Genomic DNA, 13,750 nt, shown 5'->3' on the forward strand with positions numbered 1-13,750 from the left:
CTCGAGCCGCTGGTCCGGAAGACACAGCCCTACGCGAAGCGGATAGCGCACAAAGGCATCTGGGTCGAACCGAAGCTTCTTGCTGAGATTGAGTACCGAGCGAAGTCGGCCGAGGGGAAGGTGCGGCATCCGTTCTTCAAAGGGTTGCGCGAGGATCTCTAGAGCATGGCGGGCTGCCCGGAAATCCGCTCCGTTAATGCAGTCGACTTTTAGCGATTTCGACTAGTTCAACATGCCCTGCGAGCGCAGTGTCGAGGTCGCTGTTTCCCCAGTACTCGCACAAACGTTTACTGTGCGGGAATGTCGCCCAGAAGCATAACGCTAAGCCGCAGGCGCCGCTCTGGGAGCGCCCCGCCCGGCGCCGCGCTTTTTCGCACGATCATCGCGCCATGTTGACATGCCAGCGCATAAGCGCAGCAATGAACCAGGTAACCATGAGCGTTCCCGACAGGAATGCGATCTGTCCAAAGATATACCTCTTTATAGCTCGCGCGCGGTCTGACGTAACATCCTAAGATTGCGCTGGATGCAGTCGAGGAGGACTCGCGATGCGCAGGCAGCCTGTTCCGCTTACTCCGGAGGACCTGGTCAATCATCAATTCGGCACCGACGACAACCTGATAGGCACCCCGGGCGCACCGACCTTGTTCGGCGATGCTGGTGGGAACCTGTTCGACTTCTCGAAGGGGGGCAACGACACCTTCGATGAAGTCGGACTTTCCAATTACACATTTTATGGTGACGTGGTTGGCAGCATTTTCGATTTTGCGCAGGGCGGCGATGACACGTTCAACGGACTCCCATTGGCTGGTGTCACTGCCTACGGGGACGCTGGCGCGGACATGTCGGAGCACAGTAAGGGCGGCAACGACACCTTCTTGAGTGGAACTGGCAGACAGCAAATCAATACGTTCTTCGGCGATGCCGGCGGCGCCATGTCGGGTCACGCTCAGGGCGGCGACGACACTTTTATAACTCAGACGGTACAGGGTGGCACCCACACCTTTTATGGCGATGCGGGCGGCGACATGTCTGGCTACAGCAAGGGTGGCAATGACAGCTTCCAGGGCTCCAGGCAGGCAACAAACGTCTTTTTTGGTGATACCGGGAGCAATATGTCCGGTCACGCCCAGGGCGGCGATGACACATTCACAGCCAGAACGGACTCAGGCAACACATTCTACGGAGATGCCGGCGGTGACATGACCGGCTACAGCAAAGGTGGCAACGACACCTTCAACGGGGCCTTGTTCGCCACGCAGGTGTTCTATGGTGATGCCGGAGGTAACATGTCGGGCCATGCTGAGGGAGGCGACGACAGTTTCATGGGCTCCGGTGGGGCGGTAACGTCAAAGACCTTTTATGGCGATGCCGGCGGCGACATCTCCGGCTTTGCCAAGGGCGGCAACGATACTTTCGTCAACGAGGGCGGCTCCACAGTGTCTTTTTACGGGGACGCCGGCGCCACAATGTCCGGGCATGCGCAAGGCGGCGACGACGTTGCGACGTTGCAGGGGAGCAAGAACTTCGCCGTCGGCGATGCTGTTACGATGCTCGACGCTGCCAGCGGGGGCAATGACAGTCTAAGCGGCGGCGATAGGTCCCTGACTGATGTTGTAAATGAGCTGTATGGGGACGCTCAGGCCATGGGCGGCGCGACCCAAGGAGGCGATGATCTTATTGTCGGCGGCGAGGCCGTTGGTAGCGGCCGGGTCGATAACTTCTTATGGGGCGACGCGGAGCAACTTTCGGGTCGTGCCAAGGGAGGCAGCGATGTCCTCTACGCTGGAACCGCGGCGCCCGGTTGCACGGTCAGCAATGAGATGTGGGGCGATGGCCAACTGCGCGGCAATGCTCTTGGCGGTAGCGACACGTTCGTATTCAAGGATGATGGTGCAACGACGGTCGGAACTCAGAATGTCATCGGGGACTTCAGCCAATGCCAAGATGATAAGGTCGCTTTCATTGACGTGGCGGGCGTGCAGTCGTTCGATGATCTTGTCATAACCCAAAATGGAACTAGCACCATTATCATCGCAGGAGTCGATCAAGTTACACTTGCAAACTTCACCAATTTGATGACGGCGAATGACTTTTTGTTTGTCTGAGAGCGTTCCTCTTCGTCGGCGATTTGGTCATCGATCCTCAAAACCAAGGCAATCGCTCCAACGAATGCGGTCCTCAACCGCGACTGCTCCTGCTCATAAGCGAACGCATCATGAAGATAGCCCGCTGGATCATATCCGGCGGGCTGTTCGCGATGGGACTACTTCCCCTTCATCTTCGGGTCATTGATGTCGCGCCCGGGTTGGTCGACCCAGGGCTGCTCGAAGCGCCTTGACCGCTAGCGGCCGAATTGCCGCCGCCGCCCGATCCAGCACCTCCAGCCCGCGCCGCCGCCGGCTCCGCCTGATCCAGCAGTCGCACTTCCTGCCCGCCAGCTTCTGCTACCGACCCAACCCGGACATATCTTGCACCGGAGACAAGTAGCCCTTTTGGGCGTCCGGTAAGGCCGCCGCCTCGCCGGACCGATTAAGCCTCGACCGCTTTAGTTGAATGTTTGCAGCCTCAATTTGAGCGATCCGTCGGCTTGGCGTTCGAAGACGTGCGTCGCTAAACCACTGAAGGGAGATGGCTTGCCCTCCTTGTCCTTACCCGTAGCGCTCCACTTGGCTGTGCCGAAGACGACCTTGTCGTCTCCGCCGGCATCGATCATCTCCAACTTGTGATCCGTCACACCGCTCGCGAAGAGTCCGGCAAAGAACTTCTCGATCTCGGCCGGCGCCGACGCGACCTGATGTGTGGGCGGCATCAATTTTGCCGTCGCGACATAGGAGGCGCCGATGGCTTTCTCGTCGTGCTTATTAAATGCGGCATCCCAAGCGGCGTAAGCCTTCTCCACGTCCCCCTTGGCGTCCGCGGCCAACGAAATTCCCGGCGCGCCGAGCAGACAAATGAGTAATGCTGATGTTTGAGCCAACTTCATAGGATACTCCTCTGTTGGATAATGCCTTTCCCGAATGATTAGATCATCTCTCCGGCGTCTGCCGCGGCTGCGCTCCCGCCAGCATGACCACACCGTCGCCGGTCGCGCTGTGGCCGGCCATTGGTTCATTACGAAAGAGGTGCAGGCGATGGCAACTTCAACGTCGCCATTCACCTGGGGAGTCCACATCGCGCGCCACGACACCGCTAATGCAGCCGGTCACACATGCGCCGAACTTCAACCACCATGACCAGTTCTGCGAAGGCACATTCATCATGATTGGTTGGAAGGACTCCACCCAATAGTTCGCGGAACAGCAATTCCGGGCAATTACCGTCAACGGCGCTGACAAATGGGAGACGCGGCACACGGTCGGAAATCCCTGCGTTGGTCACAGTGTAATTCGGCCTTGGCCCTTAGCTATCATCTGTCTCAATCGCCGTATTGTCGGCTTTGGGCTTTGAGCTGACACCAGCTGGACAGCCGCTTGTGACGCAAAGCCGACGTAGGTCAGGAACGCGCTGAAGTCGACTTCTGACCCGAAGCGCTCGTCACCCTTCCGGCACGCCAGCGAGGCGCCATCCTTCACACAGGCGCTGCAGCCCGGCAAGGTAACTTGGATTGTCGCTTTGTTGAGCTGCGAGCAAGCGACGAATGGTGAAACCTGAGTTGAGCGCAAGTCCCGTTCTCGCAGCAGTTCGCGCCTCATCGAACGCGCCGGTCAAGGCCAAGGCAGCGGCGAGCGATATATGAGCGAGATGAAAGTTACGGTTCGCCTCGGTGCTTCGTCGCAGCCAACTGACGCCTTCGACGTCTGAACCAAGCAGCAGCTTGGCGACGCCCGCAAAACACGCCCACTGGTAGGCGAAAACGTCGCGAGGAGAGAGCCGTAAAGCTTCGCGTATATGGCCTTCGGTCTCGGCAGCGCGACCTATGTAGGATTTTGCGAAACCAAGGGCAGCATGAGCGTGGACCAAATTCGGAGCCAGCACCAACGCAAGTTCGAACTCACGGATGCCTTGGGCGGCCCGGTTCGTAAAGGTCTGGACCCACCCCCGAGCCATGTGGGCTGAGGCACTGTTCGGCCTAATCGACAATACCTTGTTCACTATCGCCTCGGCCGCCGCAAGCCGCGCGGGCCCATCATCCGTCGTAAAGCTACCTCCAACTACCGTATCAACATTTGCCAGACCAATCATTGCTTCGACGTTGCCGGGATCGAACTCCAGCGAGCGCTCGAAGAAGCCCCGCGCTTGCGTCACGCATTCAAGGCTAATCCCCTTCATCAACCAGGCCCGGCCCTGGAAGCACAAGTCCATCGCATCGGGATGCAGCGTACGCTCGGCTCGTCGCGCCTCAGCCTCGATGAGCTGGGCACCTAATGTACCGGCGAGCCTCGACACGATTTCGTCCTGCATATCGAACAGGTCGCCGACAGGCTTCTCGAAGCGCTCGGCCCAAAGATGCTGACCGCTCTGGGCATCGATCAACTGCACGTTCATCCGAAGCCGATTGCCGCTGCGTTGCACTGAGCCTTCGAGCACGTAGCGAACGTTTAATTCGCGGCCGACCTGCCGTACATCGACTGCTCTACCCTTGTATGAGACGGCGCTGTTCCGTGCGATTACAAATGAACCACTGATGCGCGACAAGTCCGTGGTCAAGCTCTCGGTTACACCATCCACGAAATAGTCCTGCTCACGATCACCGCTCAGGTTCGCGAAGGGTAGCACGACGATGGATAGGCGCGGCGGCGTGTCGCCGGTTCGCTCGACTGGGCCAACCGTCTCATTTGCGGGCCTCCGGGCTTCCTGCACTGCACCAACGAAGCGGAAACCTTTGCGCGGCAATGTTTTGATTAACTGCTGTTTATCGCCCGTGTCCCCGATTGCGCTCCGGGCGGCATTGAGGCGAGTCGTCAGCGCAGCATCCGAGACGATGCGACCTTTCCAGATGGCGTTGATGAGGTCGTCCTTGCTGACGACGCGCTCTCTGTTTCGGATCAGGTATTCGAGTAGATCGAACACTTGGGGTGCGACAACAACCACGTCTGTTGCGCGCTGCAGTTCGCGCCTGTCGGTATCCAATGCGTAATCCTCAAAAAGAAACCGCAAGCTGCATTCCCTCTCCGGGGCCACCCTCGGAAACCATAACAATAAGCTGCCGGTGAGGAAAATGTAAGCGAGCTGTTAGTGCGCCACTAAACCAACGCCTTCGTCCTTAAATCCGCGGCCGGACTGGCGTTCCTTATTCCCTCTCCTCCCGCTTGTGGCCCTTAGCGGTCGACCCAGCATGTCCGCTAGATGTCCGCTCCTGCACACCGAAGAACGACCCTATGCAGACCCGGAAGCGGCCGCGCGCAAGCTCGTCGAGCTCGCAGCCAACGTCGAGGCCGTTGGGCTGCGCCGCGTTCGACATGGAAGGCGACAAGATCGTAAAGATGGCACTGAGGAGATGTTTTTTCGGCGCAGAAGACGTGCCACCGGAGCAGTTCGCAAAATCTGTGATGAGGGCCTACGGCATAAACGCTTCTTGCAAGATGCGACTCATGCCGGACAGGTCGGTCGAGCCATATTGTTCTGGGACCACTGACAAAGGCGAAGTTGTTGAAATCAACTCCGCTGAGATATCAGTTGAGCGGATGCGCCAGAAGCCAAGGTTCAATTGATGGCGCCGGGCGAAGGGATTGAACCTTCGACACGCGGATTTCTACACTGCGCCGTGGTAAGATGGCCTCGGCTTTACCGAGGGGCATCCCAATGAGCGACAGCGCTACCGCTTCCGAATTGGCCAGGCTGATGAAGGTGACCGAGGCGATCGTCGCCGAGCTGGAGCGCCAGCGCGTGGCCGACGCCGTTGCCGATCTGGGGTTCGACCCGATGGAGATGGCCAGGGCCGTGATCCGCGCAGCGGACGGCGACGTGGTCCCCTTCCCTGGTCCACGCGGCCATTGATGAGTACTTCCGATTAGCGCGTAGCGCTCGCCGGCCATGCTCGGAACGGGACCGCGGCGCGGGCATTGGCCCAGATGGATGACAGGAAGTGGATCGCCATCATGGTCTCGTCGATGCTGCTGCTGATCGGCATCGCCGCCGTGCTCGTGCAGCGGCCGGAGCTGGTCCACGCGGTGATGACTCGGTAGCGCGAAGCGCTCGCTACCCACGGCGGCCGGCGGCGCGGGGTAGGACTCTCTCCAGGGCGAAGCCCTGAAAGGATCCCCGCACCATGAACGACCGCCCGATCGCGAACGTTTGCGGATGACCGCAAAGCAATTCCCGCCCAAAGTGGGCACGGGCAACTGACGACGAGGAAGGCCGCCAACGAAGGCGGCCTCTTGCTGGTGGTCGGCCTCAAATCACTTGGTGTGGCCTTACTTGGTATAACCCTGGCTCGTACACCACCACATGGCGTCAGCCCCGCTCGAGCCATGCTCGATGACGTATTTTCGGCACGCTTCGTAGTTGACGGCATAACGCTTGGCACACGGGACCGGGGAAATGGTGCCGCTACTCCAGGAGCATTTGTATTGGGCGTTGGCTGTCGGCATTGAAAGGGTTGCGACAGCGAGCCCGACGACGAGGAACGCGAAGGTCTTCATGGCTATCTCTCCCGAATTCAGGAATAGCGAACGCTATCCCTGGTGGTATGATAGCACACTTTCGACTGCGCCAGGACACCCTAGTTCCGAAAAAATTCCCGAACCGAGCTGCCGGCAGACGCTAAGCCTTTGGATTAAGCGAACCGCGAAATATTGTTAGTACACGCTTCGCTTAGAACGGATGCCGGACAAAGCCGACCGATGTCGCCGAATGTCGGGCAAAATTACCGAACTAATTCCCGAACTGATTTCCCACAGCGAAACGCCGCTAGCGCTGGCATTCCAGCGGCAGAGCGCCGTGAAGAGTCCGGGAAGATCTGCTGACTAGCAAATAGGAAGACACTGGGCTGCGAGATTGGCCGCCAACTGCGGCCTTACTCCGCGCGACAGGCTCAGCGGCCGCGCGTCAGAGCCTCTGCGGCCATCGCCCGATTCAGCCACTCGTCGGCAAACAAGAGCCATTGAGCTTTAGACGACAAGACGTCAGTCTTGTCTGCCTGTTCGAGGCACTCCACATACTCACGACGAAACTTCGCTGCATCTTCGAACATGACACCCAGCCGAATAAAAGCGGCCTATTCAGATCTCAATGCTAGCGAGAGCAGGCTTAAAGGCCAGTCGAAAATCAAAGTCCTGCCGCGACAATTTTACTTAGGCCACTGAGGCCAGCAGAAAGAAGCTCAACGCAACCCGAAACTCGCTCGCCCCCGTGCCACCAGCAAAACCAGCCCCAGCGCCGGCAGCACGTCGACACACGCCCTCACCAGCAGATGCGGCTCGAATCTGATGAACGGCAGATAGCTGTAATAGCGCTGGACCAGTGACGGCGAGACGCACTGAGCCGCCACGAACGTCAGCAGCAGCGCCGGCAGCACCAGGCGCTGCTTCGGGGGGCGACGAAGGCCTCGAAATCAGTGAAGCGGACGACGCGGCCATCGACAACCGAATAGATCGCGCCATCGCCGTCGAAGCGATATGGGCGGCCGTCGAAGTAGCCTTGAGGCTGAAAATCCCCGGCGATCAAATCCGGCTTCATGGATCAATTGTTTCCCAACATGTCGCGGAAGTTGCCACAAGTTGTAGCGCGGCATCAAGGCAATCCCCAGTCTAATCCACCTCTGCGCGCAACAAAAAAGCCCGCCGCGCTCTGGATCGCGCCGGGCCAACCGGCGGGCCATGGGAGACACCAGAACGCGGACAGATTTAGTCGTTAGCAGCCAGAGTGAAGTGGAGATAGAACTTCCGGATCACGTCCATCAGCGTGATAGTTTCTTCTTAAAGAGCGCTCTCAGCTGCTCCCACTTGGCCTCGATCCACCTCAAAGCCATGAGAAGAGGCTTCTGCAGAATAGGGATGTCCTGTGCGATAAGAAGGAGGCCGAGAGGCAGCATCCAGAGGCCGAAGATAGGCAAAAAGCTGAAGACGCCTCCCAGGATGATCAACCCGGCGACAACGACACGGACCCAAAACGAGGATGGTTCTCGTAGCCTCAGAATGAAGCTCGACACCTTCGTAGGCACCCGTCGCCGGAACGATTCAAAGTATCTATCCAATTCCGCTTTGACAGAAGCCATTAACTCGACCTTCTCTGATACCAAGGTGCCGCAACCCTCCGAACAAGCGCTTGAAATCCGCGACTAGATCAAAAGATCTGTACGCGAAGCGTCTCAAACCCTTTGGCTTCTCGATGGAGATGACAGACGATCCGTATGCGGACAGCCAGGGCCGAGACGTTGCCACCACTGGACCGGTTCTCCCATGGTGTCTTCTAAAGACCGCCCGCCAAATTTCCTCAGGGTTGCGCAGGGCAGATGATAGCCGGCAAGCGCGGGTATGACAGATAGCCCTCGCCTAAAGCGTATCGTATCCGGTGTGCGTCGAGGTGAGCCTTGATCCTCGTTGAGCAATTCCTGCTCGGCCAAGCGCCAAAAGTCTTCGTCTCGGCCCTCTGGCTTGCAATTCGTCATCGACGGCGAGGCCGTGGTCCTCGGCGTCGACGGCCCATCGGACTTCAACGCCCTGCACTCGCGCCGGCACGATCACGAGGTGCAGCTCTACGCCTTCGACATCCTTGCGGTCGGCGGCGAGGGCCTGCGGCAGCTGCCACTGACGATGCGTAAGACCAATTTGGTGCGGCTGCTGCGCGGCCGGCCGGACGGCATATTCGTCGCGCCGTTCGAAGCGGGCGCTATCGGCCCTGACCTGTTCGGCGCCGCCTGCCGCATTGGCCTCGAGGGTCTGGTCTCGAAACGCCGCGATCGGCGCTATGGCGCCGGCCGCTCGAAAGACTGGATCAAGGTGAAGAACCGGACGCACCCGGCGATGACGCGAGAATTCTAGGCGTTCGTCAGCGACTTGCCGGTCGAAACACTCGCTGAACCAGCAGGCCCGCAAATGGGAAAAGCCGCAGCGTGGTTCCAGCCCCACTGCGGCCATCCCGGATAACTTGAAATCGGTTGGTACTTAAATCGCGCCGGTGTTCCTTTAGTAGAACACCCCGTTCCAAAAATGGAGTCCGGACAACTACCGGAATCCGGTTTTGTACGCATTGTCACTAGGAGGGCAGACATGGCACGGCAGGTCATTCCAGCCCCAATGCTCCCGGCTGCCGATCCAATTGCGGATTAGAGCGCCGGGAGTGCTAGGCCCGCCAGTTGTGGCCGAGGAAGAACAGCCCAGCCAGCACGCCAATAGCGGCCGGTATTACCAGGCTCAGACAGTCCATGACGCACCGCCTCCCAGCAAAGGAATCGTCCGTCCGATAAACTGACGGCCTTCGGCTGCGTTAAGCGTCAGCGATAAAAACCCGCCAGCGTGAACCGGCAGGTCTTTGTGATGGACTCGCGATCGGCTTACCAAGGAAGATAGAGCGCGACGAACAGCGCCAAGCCGATCAGACCGCACGCCTCCGCGACCGACCGCGTGCCATCCGGCGAGCGATGGATTCACGAAATCAAGTTCGACGGCTACCGCGTGCAAGTCCACCTCGCCAACGAAGCCGTCAAGGTCTTCACACGGCGCGGCCACGACTGGACCAAGCGTTTCAAGAAGGTTTCCGATGACGCCTGGCACGTCAAGGCGAGCTCGGCCATCATCGACGGAGAGATTGTCGTACCTGCCACCGACGGCACGACGGACTTCTCGGTCTTGCAGAATGAGCTCAAAGGCAAGTCAACGAAGATCGTGCTCGTCGCCTTCGACCTGCTCTACCTCAACGGCAGGGACATCCGGAAGTTACCTCTGTTTCAGCGCAAGGCGGAGCTGAAGAAGATCATTGCCGGCACCGACGTTCAGTTCAGCGCGAGTTTCGAGATCGACGGGAACGAGATGTTTGCCCATGCCTGCAAGATCGGGCTCGAAGGCGTCATCTCCAAGGTGCGCGACAGCGCGTACCCGGTCGGCCGCAGCAACAATTGGGTCAAGAAAACCTGCGCCCAGCGCGAGACACTCACCATCGCCGGCTTCGCCCTCGATGAGGGCAAGTGGGACGGCATGTATCTCGGTCGGCGCAAGGGCGACGACCTGATCTATGCCGGCAAGGTCGACCACGGCTTCGACAAGACATCGGCGGCCGAGCTGAGGTGGCGCCTCGAGCCGCTGGTGCGGAAGACACAGCCCTATGCCAAGATGATTGCGCACAAAGGTGGTCGAACCGAAGCTGCTTGCTGAGATCGAGTATCGCGCCAAGTCCGCCGAGGGAAAGGTGCGGCATCCGTTCTTCAAGGACTGCGGGAGGACCTGTAACGGCGCGGCAATCGGTGACAAATTTTTCTCAGCCTCCTCTTGAAACCAAAACCGGCTTTGCTAGGCCGTGAACCCATAAATCTGCCGGGCGGACGGCTCGCCAGAGTCCGCTATGCTCCGATAGCGACCAAATTCCGTAGCGCAGCGAAATGACGCGATGGGCCAAAACCGGAAGTCGCCGGGTCGCTCGATGACTTCACGTCCCGAGTGTCTCATCCAATCAGCGTCGACCTTATCAGCGCTGACGAGACGGGAACAATCCATGCGTCGACAGCGGGACTGGACTGCGAGGCGGCGCGGCTCATTCCGGTAGGCCCGCCATCCGGCAAGCTTGCGACAATCTTTCGATATCTTCCGCCCTGCGAAATCTTGTTTTGATTCTGGAAATACGTAGGACCGGCTTCAGTTGCAGTAGGCGCGCAAAGACGACTCGTGCTTCCTCAACCCGTCCAGACATCGAAAGGCATGCCGCCAGAATAAATTGTGCGTTCACATAATTTGGCCGCTGCAGGACAGCAGACCTTGCCCAAGATGAACCGTCGTCATACCGACCCGCCATAAAATGAGCATATGCTATCCCGGTCTGGGCAAAAAATATTAATGGATCCAGCGGACTTAAACGCACCGCGATTTCATATTGTTCGAGCGCCGCGTCTAATTCGCCGAGCATAAGGTGTTCTCCGCCGCGCGAATACCGTGCGATGACGAGATTTGGATCTAGATTTATTGCCCGTGAGAGGAGGGCTGCGCCCTCCTCGACCTCACCCAATAATTCAGAGATCACCTGTCCGGTCCTCGCCAGCACCGTTGGATCGTCCTTATCGAGCTCAATTGCCCGCATTACGAGTCGCCTGGCTTCAACACACTCCTGTGCAGCATCGCTTCTCCAGCCGAAGAACTTTCTTTGCAGATAGGAATAAGCGCCAAGGGCGTATGCTGCGGCGAATTCGGGATCGATCACGTTGGCGGCCTGGCTCAGTCTAACCGCTTCAATATTCTGTTCGCGGGTGAATTGGTAAAAGCTTGATAGCGCGCGAAGATAATAGTCGTAGGCCTCAAGGCTTCCAGTCGGCTTGCGTTTCGCGCGCTCGATTTCGGCGCGCTCCAATTGAGGAAAGATTGCGCCAATCACGCAGCTCGTTACTTGATCCTGCAGGTCGAAAATATCTTCGAGTTGACTGTCGAACCGGTCCGCCCAAAGATGTGCTCCTGTCGTAGCGTAGATCAACTGCCCGGTAATGCGGACTCGATTGCCGGCTTTGCGCACACTGCCTTCGAGCACATAGCGAACGCCAAGTTCACGCCCGACCTGCTTGATGTCGACGGCCTTGCCTTTGTAAGTAAAGGTGGAGTGTCGCGCGATGACAAAAAGCGACTTGGACCGCGACAGGCCGGTAATGATGTCCTCGACCATGCCGTCGGCGAAATACTCCTGCTCCGGGTCGGAGCTCAGGTTGGTAAAGGGGAGAACGGCGAGCGAGGGCTTATCGGGGAGTGGCAGGACGGGTTTCGGCTGTTCCGCCGGGATTTCGGTCACCGCCACGCTTAAGGGCCTCTGCGCTTCCCGCACCGGGCCAACGAAGCGAAAGCCCTTCCTTGGCAGTGTTTTGATCAGGCGCTGTTCCTCGCCGGAATCGCCGATCGCGCTCCGGGCGACGTTCACGCGGGTCGTCAGCGCTGCATCGGAGACGATACGCCCGTCCCAAATGGCCTTGATGAGGTCGTCTTTACTAACGACGCGCTCCCTATTGCGGAGCAGGTAGTCGAGCAGGTCGAATACCTGGGGCGCGATGGCCACGACGTTCGCTCCGCGATGTAGCTCCCGGCGGTCAGTGTCGAATGCGTACTCCTCGAAGAGGTAGCGCACGTTGCTATTTCCCTACGTTGCCTCCAACGGCTTCTGTTGCCGGTTGCAGGCGCAAAGAATAAGCCGCCGGGGAGGAAAAAGTAAGCCGGATGTTAAGCGCGCCAGCGCATCGCCCGGTATCCTCGGCTCGTGAAACAGTCCAGCCTGGACACATCGCAATGAGCACGGTCCACGGGGCCACCGAGCCGAGACAGGCAGCCGCAAAGCGGCAAGTCTACAGCCCTCTCGAAATATATTGGGATGCATTTCAACAGTGGCGAGGTTACGAGCCACCTTGTGCGACCTAAGTGACAGGGAGCTAATGGATATCGGTACTACGCGCGGCGAGATCGATTACGTCGCCTCGAACCGAGGTATCGATCCGCGAGGCATCCGATCTGCCGAATGAACGTTCGATGTCTGGTAATGGTGGGGGCCTGAATTTGCCACGACCAGATGCGGCGGGGAAAGCGGACGTCTCCCGAGGTCGCTGAAGGGCCATGAGCCGACCTAGACTCATTTAGCAAAGCTGGCCCGCAATCAACCCTTCTCATAGGCAACAAGGCATTCGGCCAGTCCCTCCGCATTCGACAACGCAACAAGATGGCCACCGGGAATTTCTGCCACCTCCTTTCCGAGCCTTTCGCGCGCGACACGCCGTTGAAATTCGATTGGGAAAAAGCGGTCATCTTTTCCCGCAAGAACATGAATGGGGATGTCAGGCCAACGCTCGAAAAGACAGGGCTCGCCGAAAATGGTCTCGGCTTCCTCGCGAGGCTTTTCAGGGCCAGCGCGCAGCACCTCCTGCGGCACGTCGTGCAGAAAGTACGTTTCCACGTCGAATTCCGCCGTATAGCCACGCACCGCCGCAGCTTGTTCCCGCGCCTCTACTGCTCCTGTTGCGCCCCACCATACGCCAGCGGTCTCGCCCGGCTCTGGGATCATCGCGTTGACAAACACCACCATCCGCACGTGCGCACGTGCGCAAACGAGGGGTGCCGTGAAGCCTGCAAGCGACTGAGCGACCAGAATAACATCGGCTCGTTCCGCGATCGAGCGGACGACGATGTCAGCATACGCTGCAAGACCGGCGTGCCTGTCGTCGCCAGGGAGGTCAACCGCCACGGGTTCGTGCCCTGACGCGTGAATAAGCGGGGCCACACGGTGCCAATACCAAGCCATGCCGCCTGCCCCGGGAACAAGGATGAATGTTGCCATATTGAGTCCTCCTTTTCTTAAGACCGCTCGTAAGCCGCACTTTGATGGGCTGCCTCCCTATAAGACGGCTTGGAATGAGCTGGACCGACGGCATCACAGATTGTTTTGTCAGCGATGGCACCCTGATCCCTCATTCAGACGGATGTCTGGGCGGGGTCATTCGCGTCGGTTTGGCCGGAGCACGACGACTTCCGGTCTACCCCCTGCCGGCTCAACCGGTTGACGCAACACAGGCATTAAATCTCTCTGCTGGCGTTTCAAATTGCAAGGTCTCACGTGGCCGTTCGTTTAGCTGACGAGCCACTTTGTTCAGATGGGCTTGCGAATGCACCGACAAGTCGGTGCCCTTTGGAAAGTA

14 protein-coding genes and 3 pseudogenes are annotated in these 13,750 nt (G+C 58.8%); 8 read left to right on the forward strand and 9 right to left on the reverse strand.

Annotated elements, in window-relative coordinates; all coding sequences use genetic code 11:
- Together AC0L3X_RS44390 and AC0L3X_RS44395 are read left to right on the forward strand one after the other, a co-directional pair.
- Window positions 1–162 (forward strand): ATP dependent DNA ligase (locus AC0L3X_RS44390; protein WP_473317487.1); only part of this gene is annotated, 162 nt, incomplete at its 5' end.
- Window positions 163–548: 386 nt separating this feature from the next.
- Window positions 549–2,108, forward strand: coding sequence for a hypothetical protein (locus AC0L3X_RS44395; protein WP_085398155.1), 1,560 nt, complete (start codon window positions 549–551; stop codon window positions 2,106–2,108).
- A gap of 440 nt (window positions 2,109–2,548) precedes the next feature.
- Here AC0L3X_RS44395 and AC0L3X_RS44400 read toward each other — a convergent pair whose 3' ends face one another.
- Together AC0L3X_RS44400 and AC0L3X_RS44405 are read right to left on the reverse strand one after the other, a co-directional pair.
- The gene (locus AC0L3X_RS44400; protein ID WP_473317485.1) at window positions 2,549–2,986 is read right to left on the reverse strand and encodes a YybH family protein; all 438 of its coding nucleotides are present in this window, start codon (window positions 2,984–2,986) and stop codon (window positions 2,549–2,551) included.
- A gap of 551 nt (window positions 2,987–3,537) precedes the next feature.
- Entirely contained in the window at window positions 3,538–5,100 is a 1,563-nt protein-coding gene (locus AC0L3X_RS44405) for a winged helix-turn-helix domain-containing protein (RefSeq protein WP_354099099.1), read from the reverse strand.
- A gap of 302 nt (window positions 5,101–5,402) precedes the next feature.
- Here AC0L3X_RS44405 and AC0L3X_RS44410 point away from each other — a divergent pair, with 302 nt between their 5' ends.
- Together AC0L3X_RS44410 and AC0L3X_RS44415 are read left to right on the forward strand one after the other, a co-directional pair.
- Window positions 5,403–5,654, forward strand: a complete 252-nt coding sequence (locus AC0L3X_RS44410) for a hypothetical protein (RefSeq protein WP_161495716.1) — start codon at window positions 5,403–5,405, stop codon at window positions 5,652–5,654.
- Window positions 5,655–5,745: 91 nt separating this feature from the next.
- Window positions 5,746–5,940: a hypothetical protein gene (locus AC0L3X_RS44415; RefSeq protein WP_085398240.1), complete on the forward strand. Its 195-nt coding sequence runs from the start codon at window positions 5,746–5,748 to the stop codon at window positions 5,938–5,940.
- 416 nt (window positions 5,941–6,356) lie between these two features.
- On the opposite strand, the gene AC0L3X_RS44420 is transcribed toward AC0L3X_RS44415, so the two are convergent.
- The 4 genes from AC0L3X_RS44420 to AC0L3X_RS44435 form a co-directional block, all read right to left on the reverse strand.
- Window positions 6,357–6,584 carry a hypothetical protein gene (locus AC0L3X_RS44420; RefSeq protein WP_085398239.1) on the reverse strand — a complete coding sequence of 76 codons (228 nt, stop codon included), beginning with the start codon at window positions 6,582–6,584 and terminating at the stop codon, window positions 6,357–6,359.
- A 392-nt stretch (window positions 6,585–6,976) separates the two neighbouring features.
- Entirely contained in the window at window positions 6,977–7,135 is a 159-nt protein-coding gene (locus AC0L3X_RS44425; protein ID WP_167768298.1) for a hypothetical protein, read from the reverse strand.
- Window positions 7,136–7,264: 129 nt separating this feature from the next.
- On the reverse strand, window positions 7,265–7,459 hold the full coding sequence (locus AC0L3X_RS44430; protein WP_473317486.1) for a hypothetical protein: 195 nt from the start codon (window positions 7,457–7,459) through the stop codon (window positions 7,265–7,267).
- Window positions 7,438–7,620 carry a hypothetical protein gene (locus AC0L3X_RS44435; RefSeq protein ID WP_085398237.1) on the reverse strand — a complete coding sequence of 61 codons (183 nt, stop codon included), beginning with the start codon at window positions 7,618–7,620 and terminating at the stop codon, window positions 7,438–7,440. The genes AC0L3X_RS44430 and AC0L3X_RS44435 overlap by 22 nt, the downstream gene beginning before the upstream one ends.
- Before the next feature lie 458 nt (window positions 7,621–8,078).
- Here AC0L3X_RS44435 and AC0L3X_RS44440 point away from each other — a divergent pair, with 458 nt between their 5' ends.
- From AC0L3X_RS44440 to ligD, 3 genes and pseudogenes are all read left to right on the forward strand, one after another.
- On the forward strand, window positions 8,079–8,225 hold the full coding sequence (locus tag AC0L3X_RS44440; RefSeq protein ID WP_161495715.1) for a hypothetical protein: 147 nt from the start codon (window positions 8,079–8,081) through the stop codon (window positions 8,223–8,225).
- Window positions 8,226–8,540: 315 nt separating this feature from the next.
- A pseudogene (locus AC0L3X_RS44445) lies at window positions 8,541–8,924 on the forward strand (ATP-dependent DNA ligase); the annotation flags it as partial.
- A gap of 552 nt (window positions 8,925–9,476) precedes the next feature.
- Window positions 9,477–10,328, forward strand: a pseudogene (gene ligD, locus AC0L3X_RS44450) (non-homologous end-joining DNA ligase).
- 301 nt (window positions 10,329–10,629) lie between these two features.
- Here the strand turns inward: ligD and AC0L3X_RS44455 are convergent.
- Window positions 10,630–12,195 (reverse strand): winged helix-turn-helix domain-containing protein, encoded by a 1,566-nt coding sequence (locus AC0L3X_RS44455; protein ID WP_063985051.1) that lies wholly within the window; start codon window positions 12,193–12,195, stop codon window positions 10,630–10,632.
- 253 nt (window positions 12,196–12,448) lie between these two features.
- Here AC0L3X_RS44455 and AC0L3X_RS44460 point away from each other — a divergent pair, with 253 nt between their 5' ends.
- Window positions 12,449–12,583, forward strand: a complete 135-nt coding sequence (locus tag AC0L3X_RS44460) for a YjiS-like domain-containing protein (RefSeq protein WP_371496218.1) — start codon at window positions 12,449–12,451, stop codon at window positions 12,581–12,583.
- A gap of 131 nt (window positions 12,584–12,714) precedes the next feature.
- On the opposite strand, the gene AC0L3X_RS44465 is transcribed toward AC0L3X_RS44460, so the two are convergent.
- Together AC0L3X_RS44465 and AC0L3X_RS44470 are read right to left on the reverse strand one after the other, a co-directional pair.
- Complete coding sequence (locus AC0L3X_RS44465; RefSeq protein WP_063985052.1) at window positions 12,715–13,392, reverse strand: alpha/beta fold hydrolase; 678 nt, start codon at window positions 13,390–13,392, stop codon at window positions 12,715–12,717.
- A 211-nt stretch (window positions 13,393–13,603) separates the two neighbouring features.
- Window positions 13,604–13,750, reverse strand: a pseudogene (locus tag AC0L3X_RS44470) (IS30 family transposase); the annotation flags it as partial.

Source organism: Bradyrhizobium sp. MI1.7 (assembly GCF_055811795.1).

Excerpts from the sequence above, each read along its gene's own strand:
- AC0L3X_RS44425 (WP_167768298.1), bottom strand. The coding sequence starts at position 7,135 with ATGTTCGAAGATGCAGCGAAGTTTCGTCGTGAGTATGTGGAGTGCCTC.
- AC0L3X_RS44440 (WP_161495715.1), top strand. The coding sequence starts at position 8,079 with ATGAAGCTCGACACCTTCGTAGGCACCCGTCGCCGGAACGATTCAAAG.
- AC0L3X_RS44410 (WP_161495716.1), top strand. The coding sequence starts at position 5,403 with ATGGAAGGCGACAAGATCGTAAAGATGGCACTGAGGAGATGTTTTTTC.
- AC0L3X_RS44415 (WP_085398240.1), top strand. The coding sequence starts at position 5,746 with ATGAGCGACAGCGCTACCGCTTCCGAATTGGCCAGGCTGATGAAGGTG.
- AC0L3X_RS44435 (WP_085398237.1), bottom strand. The coding sequence starts at position 7,620 with ATGAAGCCGGATTTGATCGCCGGGGATTTTCAGCCTCAAGGCTACTTC.
- AC0L3X_RS44465 (WP_063985052.1), bottom strand. The coding sequence starts at position 13,392 with ATGGCAACATTCATCCTTGTTCCCGGGGCAGGCGGCATGGCTTGGTAT.
- AC0L3X_RS44420 (WP_085398239.1), bottom strand. The coding sequence starts at position 6,584 with ATGAAGACCTTCGCGTTCCTCGTCGTCGGGCTCGCTGTCGCAACCCTT.
- AC0L3X_RS44400 (WP_473317485.1), bottom strand. The coding sequence starts at position 2,986 with ATGAAGTTGGCTCAAACATCAGCATTACTCATTTGTCTGCTCGGCGCG.
- AC0L3X_RS44395 (WP_085398155.1), top strand. The coding sequence starts at position 549 with ATGCGCAGGCAGCCTGTTCCGCTTACTCCGGAGGACCTGGTCAATCAT.